Consider the following 17,433-nt stretch of genomic DNA (forward strand, 5'->3'; position numbering starts at 1 on the left):
AATTCACTAACTCCATGGAAATGGGCTGTGGGATAGCGGATGCAGCTTGCCTTCAATATAACGCGAAAAACGGAATGGTTCCAATAGCCTGCTGTTTGTGCCGAGCAGTTCTTCGGCGACCAATTTTCCAACCCCAAGCATTTTATAGCCATGATTGGAATCGGTGATGAAATAACAGTTATCCCTGAATCTATCGAAAACCGGAAAACTATCCGGGGTAAACGAGCCTATTCCACCAGACGGTTGGTCGTTGTATTTCGGCGCCTGACCTTGAAAACGTTTTTGGCAATGGGCTAACGCCGAGGTCCACATATGCGCGAATTCAGGGCCGACGATAAACTCCGGCGAATCCGCGCCATAAGGATCAACCGCGACTTTGTCTGGATCAGTTTCCACCTTGAACGGCGCGGCGCCGCCTTGCACGCCGTTAAAATGAAAATCGGGCTTATAATAAACGCCCCACATTTCATCGGTAATCAATGAGCCGTCCACATCGGAATACAACGGCGCATCGGAATCGACATGAATAACCGGCGGCAATTTCCCATCATTGGTTTTTTGCATATCCGGGTCAACGCCCAGCGTGCCTTCCTGCAATGACCAGTAAACCCACATTGGGATATTCCGATGAATTTCGCCCGCGCAATTAATATCCACCGTAATGTCCACCGTTTTTGGCAACTCAAGCATATCCCAAATAGTCTTGGCCCAGGGTCCCGGCGCAACAATCAATTGCTCACAAGCAATATTGCCCTTATCGGTTACCACTGCCTTGATCGAGTTGCTGGCGTCATCGCTTTGAAAACCGGTGGCCTTTACGCCGGTCAATATTCTTACGCCTTGCGCTTCAGCCTTGCCGGCCAGGCCATACAGCGATTTCGTGTTATTTGCAAAACCCCCTTTCTTTTCATGCAGTACCGAGGTGATGCCTTTTGCCTGCCAGTCATGGAACAGCCCTTTCATATAGTCCGCGGAGGCTTGCTCGCCGTCGATGAATACCGATTCGTAGCCAATCGCTTTTTGTTGTTCGGCGATGGAGGCCACATCTTCAAACATGGAATCCGGGCTAATCTGCATATAGCCGACCGGGTGATAACTATAGGCCTCGGCGTCGCTTTCCCATACTTCAACGCATTGCGCCATTAACTCGCGCATCGCCGGTTGGAAATAGTTATTGCGGACAACGCCGCAGGCGATGCCCGAAGCGCCTGCTCCGATAGCGGTTTTATCGATGACTACTATATTGCCGCCGTCGCCCTTGCCTTTGGCTTTGAGTGCTAACGCCAAATGGTAGGCAGTGCTTAGTCCGTGGATACCGGCACCAATAATTAAATAATCACTGTGTTGAGGAAAGGCCATGGCTGATTTTTATATGGTGATGATATTAAATTTATGGTACATTTTAGGTGCATATAATTTTAAACAATTTTATACCATTCGCCGGATAATTTGCGCCAGATAATTTACAGTGGGCCGTATTTAACCCTGTTCTTATTTAACCCCGGTCTTATTTAACCATGACCTACCGAGGGGTTGCAATATCAAATTGACCGATATAGAACAATTATCATAGACCATTTCCGAACCAATCAACTTATCATTCTAACCGGATAGAGACAACCCACTTCAAAATACCATGCAAGACCACTTGAAAGTCACAATCGGTGCTACCGGATTATTTAACCATATCCGTGCCGCTATTGTTAATGGCGACTACGCTTATAACGAGCGCCTGCCTTCCGAGAGAGCCTTGGCGGAGCAATTTTCCGTAGCGCGAGGAACCGTAAGAGCCGCTCTCAATCAATTAGAACGAGCGAATTTTGTCAGAAAAAAGTTTGGCAGCGGCACCTTTATTAATTACGACATCAAATTCGACCACGACACGATATCCGAAGAAACCAGTCCGTTGGATTTGATCGAGACGCGGCTGGCCATAGAGCCCTATATGGTTAAATTGGTGGTCTCTAACGCCAACAATCGGGAGTTAAGAAAACTGGAACAAGCCTTAGACCATGTGGTTAATTGTCAACAAGACCCGGATTCCTTTTCATCCGCAGACGAGGCTTTCCATTTAATGTTGGCCAACTGCTCGCAAAACCCCTTGCTGATTTGGATGTATCAGCGCATTAATGATATTCGCAGCCATACCCAGTGGAGCCACCGTAAACATAATATATTAACGCCGGAAAAAATAGCCCAATACAATCAGCAACATAGCGATCTGCTAAACGCCATAATCAGGCGCGATATGGAAAGCGCATCCAATCTAATGATTCAACACCTGAGTCAGGCAAAGAAAGATTTGTTGAAGGATTCTTGACGGCGGGAGTGCAGATATTGCATCGTTACATGGACGTAACTTATTAGAGGTCGCTCATTGGCATCCTGCCATCGCGACATTTGAACTTCCTGTTCATCACCTGCAGGAGCAATTGCCGAGGAGCAAATATCTGCCAGTACATCCATGTACATAAAGCCGCGGCTGGAAACCAACCGCGGCTTGAATGTAAAACTAATTATTTATGATTTGTACTTGTCCTCGGCAGCCTTTTCTGCTTTTAAAGACACCAACACAGGAATGATGCAAAGAATCACACTGACCCAGAACCAGAGTACGGGGCCGCCGGATCCAGCATAGCTGAAGAATGCAGCCGCACCGTCCCAAGTTTGAATTGGACTTGAATTAAACATAGTAATTTTCTCCGATAGTTAAGGTTTAGCTTTTAATTTCTTCAGGATAGGCTGTACCAACCACTTCAACATCCATACCCGCTCGTTGAATTGCATCGCTGGCGCGAAGTATGCCACACATTTTGAAAATCAGTGAGATTACGTATCCAGGGATAAAACCCAGTAGGACCATAACAATCATGCCCTTAAACTGACCCATGAAAGTCGCTGGGGGAATGTCGGCAGAGAACTCTGGATAACCACCCATAAATATGCCAACAGCGAGCACACCCCAGATACCGCAAATACCGTGAACAGATACCGCGCCTACTGCGTCGTCAATACCCATACGCTCGAAAACACCCGCGGCCCATGGACCGAGAATACCGCCCGCGAAGGCTATGGCGAAACACAAACTTGGGTCCCAGACATCCATGCCCGCAGCTACGGAGATAATCCCGCAAAGGGCTCCGGACATCATCCAGAAAGGATCCCGGGTCATGGCGTAACAACCAATAATGCCGCCTGCTACCCCCATCAGCGTATTGAAAGTAATTGCTGATAGTGTTGTTGGCTGACCGTAGATGTTGGTCCAATTTACTGGGTCAAAACTTACTCCAGTTCCCGGAAAGATGAGGCAACCACCCAGAAAGCCAAAGAAACCAAAAACAATCAGCATTAATCCCGCACAGGTCATGGGCAAACTATGACCTTTGATTACGTTGGCTGAGCCATCGTCGTTGTATTTGCCGATTCGAGGTCCAAGATTGACCAAAATACCCAGGGCAAAAAACCCTGAAATGATATGTACCACACCAGAGGCGCCAAAATCATGGTATCCCCACCCAGTCACCATCCAGCCAGCATAGTGCCATCCCCACGATGCAGAAAGATTCCAGACCACAGAGCCGAGCACCACCGCCAGCACGATGAATGCAGCCATTCTGATACGCTCGATAACCGCACCAGACATGATGGAAGCCGTTGTACAGGCGAATAAGGTAAACGCACCCCAGAATACGCCCGTGGCATGATCCTGCAGGTTTGGACCCATGGAATCACCCCATGGCACACCGCCTGCACCTGCTTCGAAATCTGGTATGAAACCATTGATCATTGCCAGATATATCCACCATCCAAACATATAGAATGTTGGAATCATGAATGCAAAGGCAAGAATGTTTTTGGTGCTGGAAGCCAGGGTGTTTTTGACGCGGGAGGCGCCCATTTCGTACATCAAAAAGCCAGCGTGAATCAGGATCATTATGGCGGTACACCAATAATAATAAACCTCGAGGTTTATTGTATTGGCCGCCATAACGGCCGCTTCGAGTTCTTCTAGAGTCATTTGCTCCCTCCTGTAATAAGGTTGCTTACAAATTGTTTTGCGTTATGGCCACCTCCAAGCATCAGGATATACCAAAGATTCCAACTTGTGGCGGCCTGCTTATTGTATCCGTCGCCTCTACGAAAACAGGCAACGGCTATCCATTTTACTTGCTTACGAAAAATATAAAAACTGTTTTTTGCGCCATTTGGTATAGAAATGGTTTGGTGCTGGCCTTGCAAACTGAGACGAAATTCCCGCTTGCTCGGTAACTTGCGGCCGACCTGCATTATTTAGGGGGCAAATTGTTTTGTACAAAATACGGTATAATTCCGCCGAATTTCTGGCACAACATTAGCTGATTCGAAAAGCGATATGACAATTATTACCGAGTCAGTAATTATGAGTCAGCAGTCATACAACATCAGTTTTAATTGTATTTTTTATTTGATTAGCGAATGATGAAACATTTTAGTATTGCTGTTACCAGTGTTATGACCAGCGTTATGGCCATTTTGCTGTTTTCAAATGCGCTTGCCCATCACAATTCACCTGAATCCCTGGAAGCAAGAGTGGCGGCCGTAGGGACGTTAAACATTGGCAGCGACGGCGCTGCAGCAGGCGCCGCAACCAGCGAAGCCGATTCTGCCGCCGCTGAAGACGGCGTGCAAGATGGCGAAACGGTTTACAACACGACCTGCGCCGCCTGTCATGCCAGCGGCGTTGCCGGCGCACCGATTTTAGGAGCAGTCGACGACTGGGAGGAGCGCATTGAACAGGGAATGGATAGTCTGGTAGAACGTGCGCTGCTGGGTTTTACCGGGTCGTCCGGGGTAATGCCGCCTAAAGGCGGCAACGTTTCTCTGAGCGATGATGCAGTCACCGCTGCGGTGCAGTTTATGGTGGATCAAATTAAGTAAAAAACATGCCTGTTGATTCATGCCTGCTTGATTTAAGGGCACGCTAAATACCCGATATTCATTGATGTCCGAAAACAATATACTGCTAACCCAAAAGCAGGGCGGTGTCACAACCCTTACCCTGAATCGCCCGCAACGATACAACGCATTGTCGAGCGAACTGCTGAGTTTGTTATCCGCTGAGCTTGATGCTATCGCGGCCGATTCAACCATCCGTGCTGTTGTCGTTGCTGCCAGCGGGCAAGCATTTTGCGCCGGTCACGACCTCAAGGAAATGCGTCGGCAAATGCGCCAGAATGAGGACCAAAAATCACAGCATCAATCACTCAGCGGGCAGTCACTCAGCAGGCAGTTATTCAGCGAGTGCAGTGAAATGATGATGAAACTGGTTAACTTGCCGCAGCCGGTCATCGCAAAAGTGCAGGGCATGGCGACTGCGGCCGGCTGTCAATTGGTCGCGACCTGTGATCTCGCGGTCGCGGCAAGCAGCGTAAAATTCGCCGTCTCCGGCATTCGCGTCGGATTGTTTTGCGCCACCCCCGCAGTCGCATTGAGTCGAAATATTAATCGTAAACACGCACTGGAAATGCTCATGACCGGCGAGTTCATCGATGCTCAAAGCGCATTGAATTATGGGCTGATTAACCAAGTCGTGCCTTCAGAAAACCTTGATCAAGCAGTCGATGATTTGGTTGGCAAAATTATTCGCCATCCCCATCGCGTGGTGACTCTGGGCAAGAAAATGTTCTACCAACAAATCAACCAGGATTTAAGTGCGGCTTATGCGCATGCGACGGACACCATATCTGCAAATATGATGCTCGATGAAACCCAGGAAGGAATTGATGCTTTCATCGAAAAACGCCCTCCCAATTGGACATTGTAAAACGCCATCAGGACTTAAATAAGGCAGGACTTAAACAAAGACTTAAAAATGACTGAATACAATATTGCGGTGTTGGCAGGAGACGGCATTGGCGAAGAGATCATGGAACAGGCTATCAAGGTGCTCAAGGTAGTCGAATCGCGAAACCACGTTGCCTTTAACCTGAGGCCGGGATTATTCGGCGCCGCGGCCTGGTTTGAAACCGGCAGCAGCTTTCCCGAGGAGACCATCGCCATCTGCGACCAAGCCGATGCGATCTTGAAAGGCACCGTTGGGCTCAGCCACGAGGAAGCGAAAAAAATTCCCATCGACCAACAGCCCGAGCGCGGCGGCTTGCTGCCAATGCGCAGGCGCTACGATACCTATGCGAATTTCAGGCCGGTATATCTGCCGCCTTGCTGTGCGCGCTTCTCGCCGCTAAAACCGGAAATCATCGGTGCTGGCATTGACATTATGATCATCCGCGAATTAGTGGGCGGCTTGTATTTTGGAAAAAAAGAAACCGGGGTGGACGAACGCGGACTGCGCTTTGCGCGGGAAACGCTTGAATACGACGAACAGCAAATCAGGCGCATTGTGAAAATTGGTTTTGAATCGGCCATGAAACGCAGAAAATTGCTGCACAGTATTCACAAAAGCAATGTGTTGAAATCCAGCGTGTTGTGGACCGATGTGGTCGGCGAAGTGGCACAAGATTTTCCTGAGGTGGAAGTCCAACATATGCTGGTCGATGCGGCGGCCACGCATTTATGCCTGAACCCGGGGCAGTTTGATGTCATGGTCATGGAAAATTTGTTTGGCGATATTCTCAGCGATCAGGCCGGCGGGATTTTGGGCTCGCTGGGTCTGATGCCGTCGGCATGCGTGGGCCCGGACAAGGCGTATTACGAACCCGCGCATGGCTCGGCGCCGGATATTGCGGGCAAGAACATCGCCAATCCGTACGCCATGATCGGCTCGGTGGCAATGATGCTTGATATGAGTTTTCAAATGACCGAGGAGGCCGGCAACCTGTGGCAAGCCATGCAATCCGTATTTGCGGCCGGTTACGCCACGCCTGATTTGTCAAAGCCCGGCGCCGGCCTGACCATGGTCAGCACCGGCGAGTTTGGCGACCGGGTGGTGGCCGCGTTGAACAGCCTGCCGATTACGCATTAGCCTTATGCCAATCAATAACGGCATGAACTAAAATGAATGACGCAAAATGACATCCTGACCATCCCGCCCGACTTTACCCCCGATCAATCCACCTTGGCCGAGCGCGTCGTTCTGGTAACCGCAGCGGCATCGGAAATTGGCAGTGCGGTGGTATTGGCTGCGGCCAAATCGGGGGCCGTGGTGTTGATGCTGGACCGGAAACAGCATTCCATGACCGCGCGATATGACGCAATATGCGCTCAGGGGTTGGCCGAACCGATGATGATTGAGTTTGATATGGTGCGCGCTGATTCTGATGCCTTTGAAACGCTAGGGACATCGTTACTGGCTCAGTTTCCGGAAATTCATGGCCTGGTGCATTGTGCAATGTGGGGAGCTGCGCTCACCCCTGCGCCGCATGCGGAAATGGAAGCCTGGTCAAAAGTATTGGACCAACAGTTGATAAAACCCATGTATCTAACCAGAACGCTTTGTCCAAATCTAAATCACCCCAACCCGGCATCAATCATTTTCAGCGTGATGGACATTGGGCGGGCGGGGCGCGGTTGGTGCGGCATTTGCTGGCGTGGAAAATCTTTGTGAATCATTAAGCGCGGAATTTTCCGATTATAAAATCCGGGTGAACACGCTGGATGCGGGCAAGGTCAAGACCGCAATTCGGAAACACTTTTACCCCGGTGAGCCCGATAAAGGGTTGCGCGCGGCAAACGATGTTGACATTGTTAACGCCTATCTATATCTGTTGTCGGACGCAAGCGTTCGGTACACCGCCAAACGATTCTCGGTCGCGCCTTTGGAAGTCCTGACTAATCAGGCGACACGGAACACTCCGCAGGGGTGACGTTCTTGAGCGAGGGCAGGCCGACGTAGCGGGACGCCATACCACACGCTCAGGGCGTGCGCCGGCCACACCGCCGGGCGCAGTGGTTTTGCGACGCCTGCTAACGGGGAGGGTGTGCTTATACTGTCATTGGCGGAGTCAGCCAAAATGAGATACCATAAGTGATGATTAGAATGGCGGAAACACGGTCGCCCATGAGCGCATAATGAGCGCATAATCCCTTTAGAGCATAGCCCCTTGCCCGATATTAATTCTGCCGATGTAACAGGCGACCGGATATCTTGTCTGTTTTGGCCATGTCTGTTTTAAGCGGGGTGTTCAATGGGGTCTATCCGCAGGTTGAACGCTGGTCGCGGTCGGCTATATTCCGGGAGGCTAAGTTAAGTGCTTGCGGCTAACCTGCAAACGCAGTCGAATTGGCAGGCCGAGTTGCGGCTTCAGTTCGGCTGCGACGAGGGCCGCACGGTATTGCGCTCGCGGCGGTCGCGCGGCCCTCTGGTCGTGCAAAAGCCGTTGTATCCCGAAGGCGACAGCGTCTGCCATATCTATCTGATTCATCCGCCGGGCGGTGTGGTGGGGGGAGATAGCTTGCAACTCGAGATGGTATTGGAAGCGCGCGCCAAGGTCCTCCTGACCACGCCGGGCGCGACCAAGTTCTACCGCAGTGCCGGCGCGGCCGCAACGCAAAGGCAAAGCCTGACTATCGGCGCCGATGCCGCGCTGGAGTGGTTGCCGCAGGATACGATTCTGTTTTCAGGCAGCCAGGTTGAGATGGCGACAACGGTGCAGTTGGAGAAGACCGCGCGTTTCATTGGCTGGGATATGACCTGTCTGGGTCTTCCGGCCTCCGGTGACCGCTATACTAGCGGCAGCCTTGACCAGCAATACCAAATTTTGCGGGGCGCTGAGCCGTTGCTGATAGAGAGAAATCGCTACTTGCCCAAGCATAACTTGTCGCATAACCCGGCGCATGACCCGTCCCATGACTTGTTGCAGGCGCAATGGGGTCTGGCTGGAAACACGGTGGTCGCAACTCTGTACGCCGTGCCTGCGACCACCGCTATGCTGGGGCTGGTGCGCGATAATTTATCGCCGCGCGAGGGGGTCCGCTGCGCCAGCACCTGTCTGAACGATGTACTGGTGTTCCGATGCGCCGGGCGCAGCGCCGAGCAATGCCGCGAATTGCTTGTGCAAGTGTGGAAGTTGTTGCGCCAACCCGTATTGCAGCGCGCGGTCTGCGTGCCCCGAATCTGGAACACCTGATAGCGTATGGGATGTCGCATGGTCAGCGCCCGAGGTATTGCATCGTGTTATTGCACAATGATATGGCATAGTGTTATGGTGCGGTGTTACTGCCTGGCGAGGAAAATGCACAATGGAATTAAGCCCGAAAGAAAAGGATAAACTGCTGGTTTTCACCGCCGCGCTGGTGGCGGAAAAACGCCTGGCGCGCGGCGTTAAGTTGAATTATCCGGAGACCGTGGCTTTCATCTCCGCGGCGATTATGGAAGGCGCGCGCGACGGCCGGACGGTGGTGGAATTGATGGCCTATGGCACAACCTTGCTGCGCCGCGAGGATGTCATGGAAGGGATCGCGGAGATGGTGCCGGACATCCAGGTCGAGGCGACTTTCCCCGATGGCACCAAGCTGGTGACCGTGCACAACCCCATTCCTTAAGGAGGGCCATCTATTATGGACCTGATGTTATGAAACCCGATGTCATGAAACCAGGTGAACTCATTGTCGTGCAGGGCGACATCCAACTCAATGCAGGTCGGGATACGCTGACACTTACCGTGTCCAACACCGGCGACCGGCCGATTCAGGTAGGCTCGCATTACCACTTTTATGAAACCAATTCGGCGCTCGATTTCGAGCGCGAGGCGGCGCGTGGTTTCCGCCTGGATATTGCGGCTGGCACCGCGATACGCTTTGAGCCGGGGCAGGCGCGCACCGTTGGCTTGGTTGCCTTGGCCGGTCGGCGACATGTGTATGGGTTCAACGGCCGAGTGATGGGGGCGCTGGATTAATCCGTATCCGCAGATGACGCAGATATTATTAATCTTTTCTGTATCCGCGTTAATCTGCGGCATCTGCGGATAATCTCTTCATCTGTGGAATCTGCGGAATGACCACCATCGACCGGCAAGCCTATGCTGAAATGTTCGGGCCAACCACCGGCGACCGCGTGTGCCTGGCGGATACCGACTTGCTGATTGAAGTCGAAAAGGATTTCGCCAGTTACGGGGAAGAGGTCAAATTCGGCGGCGGCAAAGTTATCCGCGATGGCATGGGTCAGAGCCAACTCGGCGAGAAAGACGTGGTCGATGCGGTCATTACCAATGCCCTGATTCTGGATTACTGGGGAATCGTCAAAGCCGATGTTGGCATTAAGAACGGCAATATCGACGGCATTGGCAAAGCCGGCAACCCGGATATTCAGCCCAATGTGGGTATCGTCATTGGGCCGAGTACCGAGGCAATTGCCGGCGAGGGCTTGATTCTGACCGCCGGCGGCATCGACGCGCATATTCACTTCATCTGCCCGCAACAGATTGAAGAGGCCTTGATGTCGGGCGTGACCACCATGCTGGGCGGCGGCACCGGCCCGGCCACTGGCACCAAGGCGACCACTTGTACGCCGGGGGCGTGGAATATTTCGCGCATGTTGCAGGCGGCCGATGGCCTGCCTATGAACCTCGGTTTTATGGGCAAGAGCAATGCCAGCCGCGCCGCGCCGTTGCGCGAGCAGGTTGCGGCCGGCGCCATGGGCTTAAAACTGCATGAAGATTGGGGCGCCACCCCGGCTGCTATTGATGTCTGCCTGAGCGTGGCCGATGAAACCGATGTGCAGGTGGCGATTCACACCGACACCTTGAACGAATCCGGGTTTGTGGAAACCACCATGGCCGCGTTCAAGAGGCGCACCATCCACACCTACCACACCGAGGGCGCTGGCGGCGGTCATGCGCCGGACATCATCAAGGCTTGCGGCGAGGCCAATGTGCTGCCGTCCTCAACCAATCCGACGCGCCCGTATACCGTCAACACGCTGGACGAACACCTCGATATGCTGATGGTTTGCCATCATCTGGACGCGAGCATCGCCGAGGACGTGGCCTTTGCGGAATCACGCATCCGCCGCGAGACCATCGCCGCCGAAGATATTCTGCACGATCTCGGCGCGTTCTCGATGATTGCCTCCGATTCCCAGGCCATGGGGCGGGTCGGCGAGGTGATTATCCGCAGTTGGCAGACCACGCATAAGATGAAAACGCAGCGCGGGCCGTTGGCGCAGGACAGCGCGCGCAACGACAACTTCCGGGCAAAACGCTACATTGCCAAATACACCATCAACCCGGCCGTGGCGCATGGCATAGACGCGCTGGTCGGCTCGGTGGAGGTCGGTAAACTGGCCGATCTGGTGTTGTGGAAGCCGGCCTTTTTCGGCGTGAAACCGGCCCTGATCATCAAGGGCGGCATGATCGCGGCGGCGCCGATGGGCGACCCCAACGCGTCTATTCCCACGCCGCAGCCGGTGCATTACCGCCCGATGTTTGGCGCGGTCGGCGGCGCGCTCGCCGCGACCTCGGTGTCGTTCGTCTCACAAGCCGCGCTGGACGGCGGCGTCAAACAGGCGCTCGATCTGAACAAGCGCGTGCACGCGGTGCGCGGCACCCGTTCCATCGGCAAGGCGGATATGCGCAACAATGATTATCTGCCGGTTATCGAGGTTGACCCGCAAACCTACGAGGTCAGGGCCGACGGCGAACTGCTGACCTGCGAGCCAGCCGATATTTTGCCGCTGGCGCAGCGTTATTTCCTGTTCTGATCATGCGCCTGGTGCGCTACACCGAACGTGTTCAAGCCCGGTTGGAGGCGGATGCGGTGAAGGTGGATGACTGCGCCACGATGCCGTTTGAACAACGCCAGAAAACGCGCTTGCGGATTGTGCTGGATCGCTCCGGCGCCGAGGTCGGCGTGATGCTGCCGCGCGGTTCGGTGCTGCGAGACGGCGATCTGCTGCGCGCCGCCGACGCGACTATAATCCAGATCATTGCCGCCAAAGAAGCGGTCTCGACCGTGTTCAACGAGGATGCCGGCCTGCTCGCCCGCGCCGCCTATCATCTAGGCAATCGGCATGTGCACGTGCAGATTGGCGAGGGCTGGATTCGCTATCTCACCGATCATGTGTTAGACGGCATGCTGGCGTCCATGGGTTGCGAGGTAACGCATCAGCGGGTGCCGTTTGAGCCGGAAGGCGGCGCCTACCATGCCCATCACCCGGCCCATCATCATGATCATCAATAGCAGCATGGCTGACTCGCAACGTCTCTGGCAGTTGATCAGCCCGACCTTGCCGGTGGGCGCATACGCATATTCCCCAGGGGCTGGAATACGCGGTTGAGGCGCGTTGGCTGCGCGATGAAAAAACCTGCCTGGAATGGATTGCCGGCTTGGCGACGCAGGTCATGCCCTATGTGGATTTGCCCTTGCTGCACCGAATGTACCAAGCGTGGCAGCGCAATGATGTCGCGGCCGCGATGAAGTGGAATCGCTATCTTCTGGCGATGCGCGAATCGAGCGAATTATTGCAGGAGGATTGCGCCATGGGGCGGGCGCTCGCGAGGTTGGCGCACGATTTGGAGTGCGCGCTGCCGACCTCGCTACGCTCAACCGACGCGCTCAGTTACGCCGCGGCGTTCGCTTGGCTGAGCGTGTGTTGGGACATCGAGGCGCGCGATGCGCTGCGCGGATATTGGTGGTCGTGGTGCGAGAATCAGGTCGCGGCTGCGGTCAAGTTAATCCCACTCGGGCAGACCGCCGGGCAACGCATGTTGCTTGAACTCGGCGCCGCCATGCCCGATGTCGTTGCGCGCGGCATGGCTTGCGCCGATGACGACATCGGCATGACCGCGCACGGTCTCGGCATCGCCAGCGCGCTACATGAAACCCAGCACACGCGGTTGTTTCGGTCGTGATGTCGCCGCTGCATTATAATGGTGATGATGATAATCGTTTGGGAATGATCATGAATGAAGAGCAAGAGAAATTTTTACGCCGTGAGTTTTGGATGTTAAGTTGGCGAGGTTCTATGCCAAGACCAAATAAATTATATGACAGTAAAGCAAACGATTCTGATAGAAGTTTGTTTCGCGAATATTTGATTGATTTATGCGAGAAAGAATTGTTGCCTATGTATAAAGACAACCAAGTTTTTGAATGGGTGCATTACGAAAATATTGAGGAATTGAAACATTACGCTAATTCACGCATATTCAAATACGTGCTCGATAAACCATATACGATTGGATTGGCGCAAAAATTGTTAAACCTCCAATTAAAATATTTATGGTGCGCGGGCATGTCAAACAAATCGCCGCACTGTCCTATTGATAGCATCATTCTGAGTGCGGCGGGCTGGGCGAAGACTAAGTGGCCGAAAATAGATTCGATCGCCTGCTACAAGGATGCGATAAACGCCATTGCCGAAACAGCCAAAGCGGAGGATTATAAAGATATAGTCGAGTGGGAGATCAACACTTTTACTGCGGCTGTAAACAGGGCGCGAATAACACGCTTAATGCGGTCGTCGATATCGGGCTGGCCTGCGACTATTATATTTGGATGACACCTCCCGATTTTCTACGCGTCGGCATCGGTGGTCCTGTGGGTTCGGGCAAGACCGCGTTGGTGGATAGGTTATGCAAGAAGTTGCGCGGGCGCTACCCAATCGCGGTGGTGACCAACGACATTTACACGCGTGAGGACGCCGAGTTCCTAATCAAATCGCAAGCCCTGACCGCCGACCGCATCATCGGCGTGGAGACCGGCGGCTGCCCGCACACCGCGATTCGCGAAGACGCCTCGATGAACTTGGCCGCGTTGGATGACCTCGTCCGGCGCTTTCCCGATTTGCGACTCGCGCTGATTGAAAGCGGCGGCGACAATCTCAGCGCGACCTTCAGCCCGGAACTGGCCGACCTCGCCATCTATGTCATCGATGTCTCGGCCGGCGACAAACCGTTTGTGTTCGCCAACATGAAAACCGGCGAGGCACTGGATGCGATCGCCGACTTCATCATCACCCAAGGCATGCTCGATTGAGTATGCATAAAAATCATCCGTGCACCGCGATAAAATTTGTGCGACATTATCGTGCGGTGTTGTCGTGTCGTGTTATTATGAGTCCGCAGTAAAATGAAAACGCTGACCAACATTGTAGCAATGTGCGTCGTGGCAATGTATGCACTCGTCGGACAAGTTGCCGCGCAGGAGATGCCTGTGCATGAAGGCAAGGTTATCGTGCCCGACCCATTCAACCTTGCAGTCGGGTTTAAGTCCACCGACGAACTATGCCAGGTTAGTTTGCGCCATGCCGACGGCGGTTTGTGGGTCACCTCCAGTTTTTGGGAGGGAGAAAAATTAGCCGACGGCAAGGCGTTGCGTGGCGCGGATTTTTATCTCGGCGAGTTAGACGACGATGGTGCTTTTGTGTTGCAACTCTGGCGCGGCAAGCCGGTCGCCCTCACGCAAACGAGTTATGACAAAAAAGGCAGATTGAACTACGGCGGCAAAGGCAGTGGCAATTTTCTGCGGGAATGTCTCTTGCACAATCCATAATATTTAGCGATACCGCTACCATCGACACCGCTACCATCGACACCAAACCGAACACCAAATGTGCTGATTACATGCACAAAATTTACTAAAATGTGTATCATAAGTATCGGCATCTATACATGAATCGTCTGATATGTATGGAAGTTATACATATCCATACAAATATGTATAGAAACTACAAAAAAGTATACATTTAGAGAGCAGTCAATGGCACAGGATGCGACCCCCGCATTGTCATTCTACAACCCAGAGCAGCCGTGGAATAGCCTACCGGAACTGCCGCCCGGGGTTGATATTGAATCAAAAACAATCCTCAAAGCCTGCATTTCGGCAAGAGCCAAACTGGCCGGGGTCAATGCCTTGGTGGAGACCTTGCCGAATAAGGATATCCTGACACACACCATCCAGTTGCAGGAGGCGCGCAGCAGTTCCGAAATTGAAAACATCGTTACGACCAGCGATGTGTTGTATCAGGCTCTGGCATCCCAGTCCGAGGGAGTCGACCCCAATGCCAAGGAAGTATTGCGCTACCGCGAAGCCCTCTGGGGAGGCGTGAACCTGTTGCAGGAATGGAGGGGACTAACCACTCCTTTGTTTGAGTGGACTTGTTCGCGTGTTCTTGGCGTGGCGATCCAAGTGCGCCGCGACCAGCAAGTCATGGTCGGCAATCCGGTTACCCGTAGCGTTACCTATACACCGCCTGTCGGCGAGCAGCATCTAACCCGTCTGCTCACCAACCTGGAGCGTTTCCTCGGCGACGACGCAGATGAAGTGGACCCGCTTATCAAAATGGCCGTTATGCACTATCAGTTTGAAGCCATCCATCCTTTTCAGGATGGCAATGGAAGAACGGGCCGCATACTGAATATTCTCTATCTGGTGCATTGCCAACTGCTGAACGCCCCGGTGCTGTATCTCAGTCGGTTTTTCATTGAGCATCGCCAAGACTACTACCGCTTCCTGCTGGAAGTGACCGAGCAAGGGCGTTGGGAACAGTGGATTCTTTACATCATGAAGGCTGTGGAACAAACCGCGCGGGATACCATCGCAAGAATTGAAGCGGTGCGAATATTGATGGATGACATTACCCGTGTTGCGCAGACGAGAAAAACCAAAGCAGTGGAACGGCAAGGATTTATTGACCTCCTGTTCAAATGGCCCTATTGCAAGATTGGTATTGTCGAGAGGGAACTGGAATGTTCCAGAATCACGGCGACCCGATACCTCAATGAGATGACCGACCTCGGTTTACTCCAACGTATCAAACGCGGACGCGAGTATTATTATATCAACACCCAGTTGATAACCCTGCTGGGCGAGTAGGTGAACGGGCGATCATGCGCGTTTTCGTAAGGTAACCTGAAAAGTTGCAGAAACAACCATGACCCCTCAAATCTACCTCAAACAACTCGACCAGCATTACCAAGCCGGCATCGCCACCGAGCATACCTATCGCGCGGCGTTGCAAGCCCTGTTGGAATCGGCACTGCCGGGCGTCGCGGTCACCAACGAGCCGCCTCATCCGCGATGGCAAACAAATCGCCAGCATCAACCGTGACACCTGCGCGCCTTGCTTGTGAATCAACCTTTCGATCTATGCGCGAGAAGCTGGTGGAGCGTACGCAGGTTTAGTGGAAACACACTCATCTTGGGTAACGGAATTCTCATCTCAAACCTCCCCATCAAAAAATCAGCATTCATAGTCTCAATGTCAAAAATAAGATCATGATTTTGTGATCTTTATTGTTGACATGGGAATACAGATCTGGTAACGTCTATCTTTACTTTGTCCTAACAGCTTATGAGGCTTAACCATGAATCGCACAAAAATATCCGTAGTAAAAGGGTCCGACCTTCGCGCCAACGACATTATGACTGTTGTGGGTGTCATAAGTGCTGACACATTAGTCAAACGACATAATGTTCCAGCACGACATCACCTTAAAAAGACTGGTTATCAACGGGTCGCTTCAACAGTTCGCGTGAACCGCTTGGCGAGCGAACTTAACAAAAAAAAGGTTGATCTGCCCACAGCAGTCTTGCTGAACATCAGGGATGTCACCTCAGATGATGTAATCTCTTCCGACCCTAATAGCAACCAACTCATTCTTGATTTAGGGGAAGATGATAAAAATAATTCCCTTGTCCTCTATATCGTGGATGGTCAACACAGAATTAAGGCACTTGAAAAGGCAATGGAAGATGGAGTCACAGGGCTAAGAAATTTCAAGATTCCGTTTGTATGTATGATTGGGGCAACCGAAGAACAGGAAATGGAGCAATTCCATGTTGTTAATTCAAACGCTAAGTCAGTGCCTACAGACCTCGCTCTAGAACTTCTCAAAGAACGCTCAAAAAACAGTGAATTTATGAAAGATCTAATCGAAAAAGGAAAGAAATGGCAGATTGAAGCACAGACTGCTGCAGAATTGCTCGCGAAATCATCCTCAATATGGAAAGATAAAATTCGGTTCGCTAACATGCCGAAGGGAGATACGACCATCCCATCAGCATCAATGGCCAAATCTCTGGAACCTCTTTTTCGTCATACACCAACATTCATAGCAATTAAGGACCCGCAAAAGCAAATGCAAATTATCGATGCTTACTGGAAAGGTATTAGGAAAATTTTAGAAGACGCTATTGATAAGCCGAGGGAGTACAGCATCCAAAAAGGCATCGGTGTAAAAGCACTGCACGGAATTTTCCCAATTGTTATAGAACATGTAAGGTCCAAAGGAGGATCAATTTATAGTGACGTGGCTTACCAAGAAATTCTTGAAGACCCTCTGAACAACATAGAAGGGAACAATGGCCACCACGATCATGTTGCTGGTATTGATTTCTGGAAAACGGGAAAAGACGGTGTTATTGGCAAATATAGTAGTGGATCCGGAATCAATGCCCTCATTGAAGACCTTAAATCACTTCTACCAGAGATCGAAGCGGAGTAGGTGAACGGGCGATCATGCGCGTTTTCGTAAGGTAACCTGAAAAATTGCAGAA

At 52.2% G+C, this 17,433-nt stretch carries 21 protein-coding genes; 18 read left to right on the forward strand and 3 right to left on the reverse strand.

The genetic code is table 11. The features are described from left to right. Positions 1 to 6: 6 nt before the first annotated feature. A complete protein-coding gene (locus ACP158_RS08400; protein ID WP_424945709.1) occupies positions 7 to 1,359 on the reverse strand; it encodes an NAD(P)/FAD-dependent oxidoreductase in 1,353 nt (450 codons plus the stop codon). Positions 1,360 to 1,648: 289 nt separating this feature from the next. Between ACP158_RS08400 and ACP158_RS08405 the strand changes: the two genes are divergently transcribed. After that, positions 1,649 to 2,320 (forward strand): FadR/GntR family transcriptional regulator, encoded by a 672-nt coding sequence (locus tag ACP158_RS08405; protein ID WP_424945710.1) that lies wholly within the window; start codon positions 1,649 to 1,651, stop codon positions 2,318 to 2,320. Positions 2,321 to 2,520: 200 nt separating this feature from the next. Here ACP158_RS08405 and ACP158_RS08410 read toward each other — a convergent pair whose 3' ends face one another. Beyond that, on the reverse strand, positions 2,521 to 2,691 hold the full coding sequence (locus ACP158_RS08410; protein WP_424945711.1) for a hypothetical protein: 171 nt from the start codon (positions 2,689 to 2,691) through the stop codon (positions 2,521 to 2,523). A 25-nt stretch (positions 2,692 to 2,716) separates the two neighbouring features. Continuing rightward, positions 2,717 to 4,018, reverse strand: coding sequence for an ammonium transporter (locus ACP158_RS08415; RefSeq protein ID WP_424945712.1), 1,302 nt, complete (start codon positions 4,016 to 4,018; stop codon positions 2,717 to 2,719). 437 nt (positions 4,019 to 4,455) lie between these two features. Here ACP158_RS08415 and ACP158_RS08420 point away from each other — a divergent pair, with 437 nt between their 5' ends. The 17 genes from ACP158_RS08420 to ACP158_RS08500 all read left to right on the forward strand — a co-directional run bounded on the left by ACP158_RS08420 (position 4,456) and on the right by ACP158_RS08500 (position 17,381). Further along, the gene (locus ACP158_RS08420; RefSeq protein ID WP_424945713.1) at positions 4,456 to 4,917 is read left to right on the forward strand and encodes a c-type cytochrome; all 462 of its coding nucleotides are present in this window, start codon (positions 4,456 to 4,458) and stop codon (positions 4,915 to 4,917) included. 64 nt (positions 4,918 to 4,981) lie between these two features. Continuing rightward, positions 4,982 to 5,803: an enoyl-CoA hydratase gene (locus ACP158_RS08425; protein WP_424945714.1), complete on the forward strand. Its 822-nt coding sequence runs from the start codon at positions 4,982 to 4,984 to the stop codon at positions 5,801 to 5,803. Positions 5,804 to 5,851: 48 nt separating this feature from the next. Beyond that, complete coding sequence (leuB, locus tag ACP158_RS08430) at positions 5,852 to 6,961, forward strand: 3-isopropylmalate dehydrogenase (RefSeq protein WP_424945715.1); 1,110 nt, start codon at positions 5,852 to 5,854, stop codon at positions 6,959 to 6,961. A 36-nt stretch (positions 6,962 to 6,997) separates the two neighbouring features. Next, positions 6,998 to 7,543, forward strand: coding sequence for an SDR family NAD(P)-dependent oxidoreductase (locus ACP158_RS08435; RefSeq protein WP_424945716.1), 546 nt, complete (start codon positions 6,998 to 7,000; stop codon positions 7,541 to 7,543). Further along, complete coding sequence (locus ACP158_RS08440) at positions 7,527 to 7,802, forward strand: hypothetical protein (RefSeq protein ID WP_424945717.1); 276 nt, start codon at positions 7,527 to 7,529, stop codon at positions 7,800 to 7,802. Before ACP158_RS08435 ends, ACP158_RS08440 begins: the two co-directional genes overlap by 17 nt. Before the next feature lie 384 nt (positions 7,803 to 8,186). Continuing rightward, a complete protein-coding gene (locus ACP158_RS08445; protein WP_424945718.1) occupies positions 8,187 to 9,065 on the forward strand; it encodes an urease accessory protein UreD in 879 nt (292 codons plus the stop codon). A gap of 112 nt (positions 9,066 to 9,177) precedes the next feature. Further along, the gene (gene ureA, locus ACP158_RS08450) at positions 9,178 to 9,480 is read left to right on the forward strand and encodes an urease subunit gamma (protein WP_424945719.1); all 303 of its coding nucleotides are present in this window, start codon (positions 9,178 to 9,180) and stop codon (positions 9,478 to 9,480) included. A 44-nt stretch (positions 9,481 to 9,524) separates the two neighbouring features. Further along, positions 9,525 to 9,833 carry an urease subunit beta gene (locus ACP158_RS08455; RefSeq protein ID WP_424948433.1) on the forward strand — a complete coding sequence of 103 codons (309 nt, stop codon included), beginning with the start codon at positions 9,525 to 9,527 and terminating at the stop codon, positions 9,831 to 9,833. A gap of 98 nt (positions 9,834 to 9,931) precedes the next feature. Beyond that, a complete protein-coding gene (gene ureC, locus ACP158_RS08460) occupies positions 9,932 to 11,635 on the forward strand; it encodes an urease subunit alpha (RefSeq protein WP_424945720.1) in 1,704 nt (567 codons plus the stop codon). A 2-nt stretch (positions 11,636 to 11,637) separates the two neighbouring features. Then, entirely contained in the window at positions 11,638 to 12,114 is a 477-nt protein-coding gene (gene ureE, locus ACP158_RS08465) for an urease accessory protein UreE (protein WP_424945721.1), read from the forward strand. Between the two features lie 146 nt (positions 12,115 to 12,260). After that, positions 12,261 to 12,785, forward strand: coding sequence for an urease accessory protein UreF (locus tag ACP158_RS08470; protein ID WP_424945722.1), 525 nt, complete (start codon positions 12,261 to 12,263; stop codon positions 12,783 to 12,785). Next, positions 12,782 to 13,435: a hypothetical protein gene (locus ACP158_RS08475; RefSeq protein WP_424945723.1), complete on the forward strand. Its 654-nt coding sequence runs from the start codon at positions 12,782 to 12,784 to the stop codon at positions 13,433 to 13,435. The genes ACP158_RS08470 and ACP158_RS08475 overlap by 4 nt, the downstream gene beginning before the upstream one ends. After that, positions 13,432 to 13,911, forward strand: coding sequence for an urease accessory protein UreG (gene ureG / locus ACP158_RS08480; protein ID WP_424945724.1), 480 nt, complete (start codon positions 13,432 to 13,434; stop codon positions 13,909 to 13,911). Before ACP158_RS08475 ends, ureG begins: the two co-directional genes overlap by 4 nt. 93 nt (positions 13,912 to 14,004) lie before the next feature. Beyond that, the gene (locus ACP158_RS08485) at positions 14,005 to 14,427 is read left to right on the forward strand and encodes a hypothetical protein (protein WP_424945725.1); all 423 of its coding nucleotides are present in this window, start codon (positions 14,005 to 14,007) and stop codon (positions 14,425 to 14,427) included. A 207-nt stretch (positions 14,428 to 14,634) separates the two neighbouring features. Beyond that, entirely contained in the window at positions 14,635 to 15,750 is a 1,116-nt protein-coding gene (locus tag ACP158_RS08490; protein WP_424945726.1) for a Fic family protein, read from the forward strand. Between the two features lie 58 nt (positions 15,751 to 15,808). After that, positions 15,809 to 15,985: a hypothetical protein gene (locus ACP158_RS08495; RefSeq protein WP_424945727.1), complete on the forward strand. Its 177-nt coding sequence runs from the start codon at positions 15,809 to 15,811 to the stop codon at positions 15,983 to 15,985. 256 nt (positions 15,986 to 16,241) lie between these two features. Then, positions 16,242 to 17,381: a DGQHR domain-containing protein gene (locus ACP158_RS08500; protein WP_424945728.1), complete on the forward strand. Its 1,140-nt coding sequence runs from the start codon at positions 16,242 to 16,244 to the stop codon at positions 17,379 to 17,381. Positions 17,382 to 17,433 lie beyond the last annotated feature (52 nt).

Origin of the sequence: Candidatus Spongiihabitans sp. (assembly GCF_965247905.1) — a bacterium.
Classification (GTDB): Bacteria; Pseudomonadota; Gammaproteobacteria; order Arenicellales; family Poriferihabitantaceae; genus Spongiihabitans.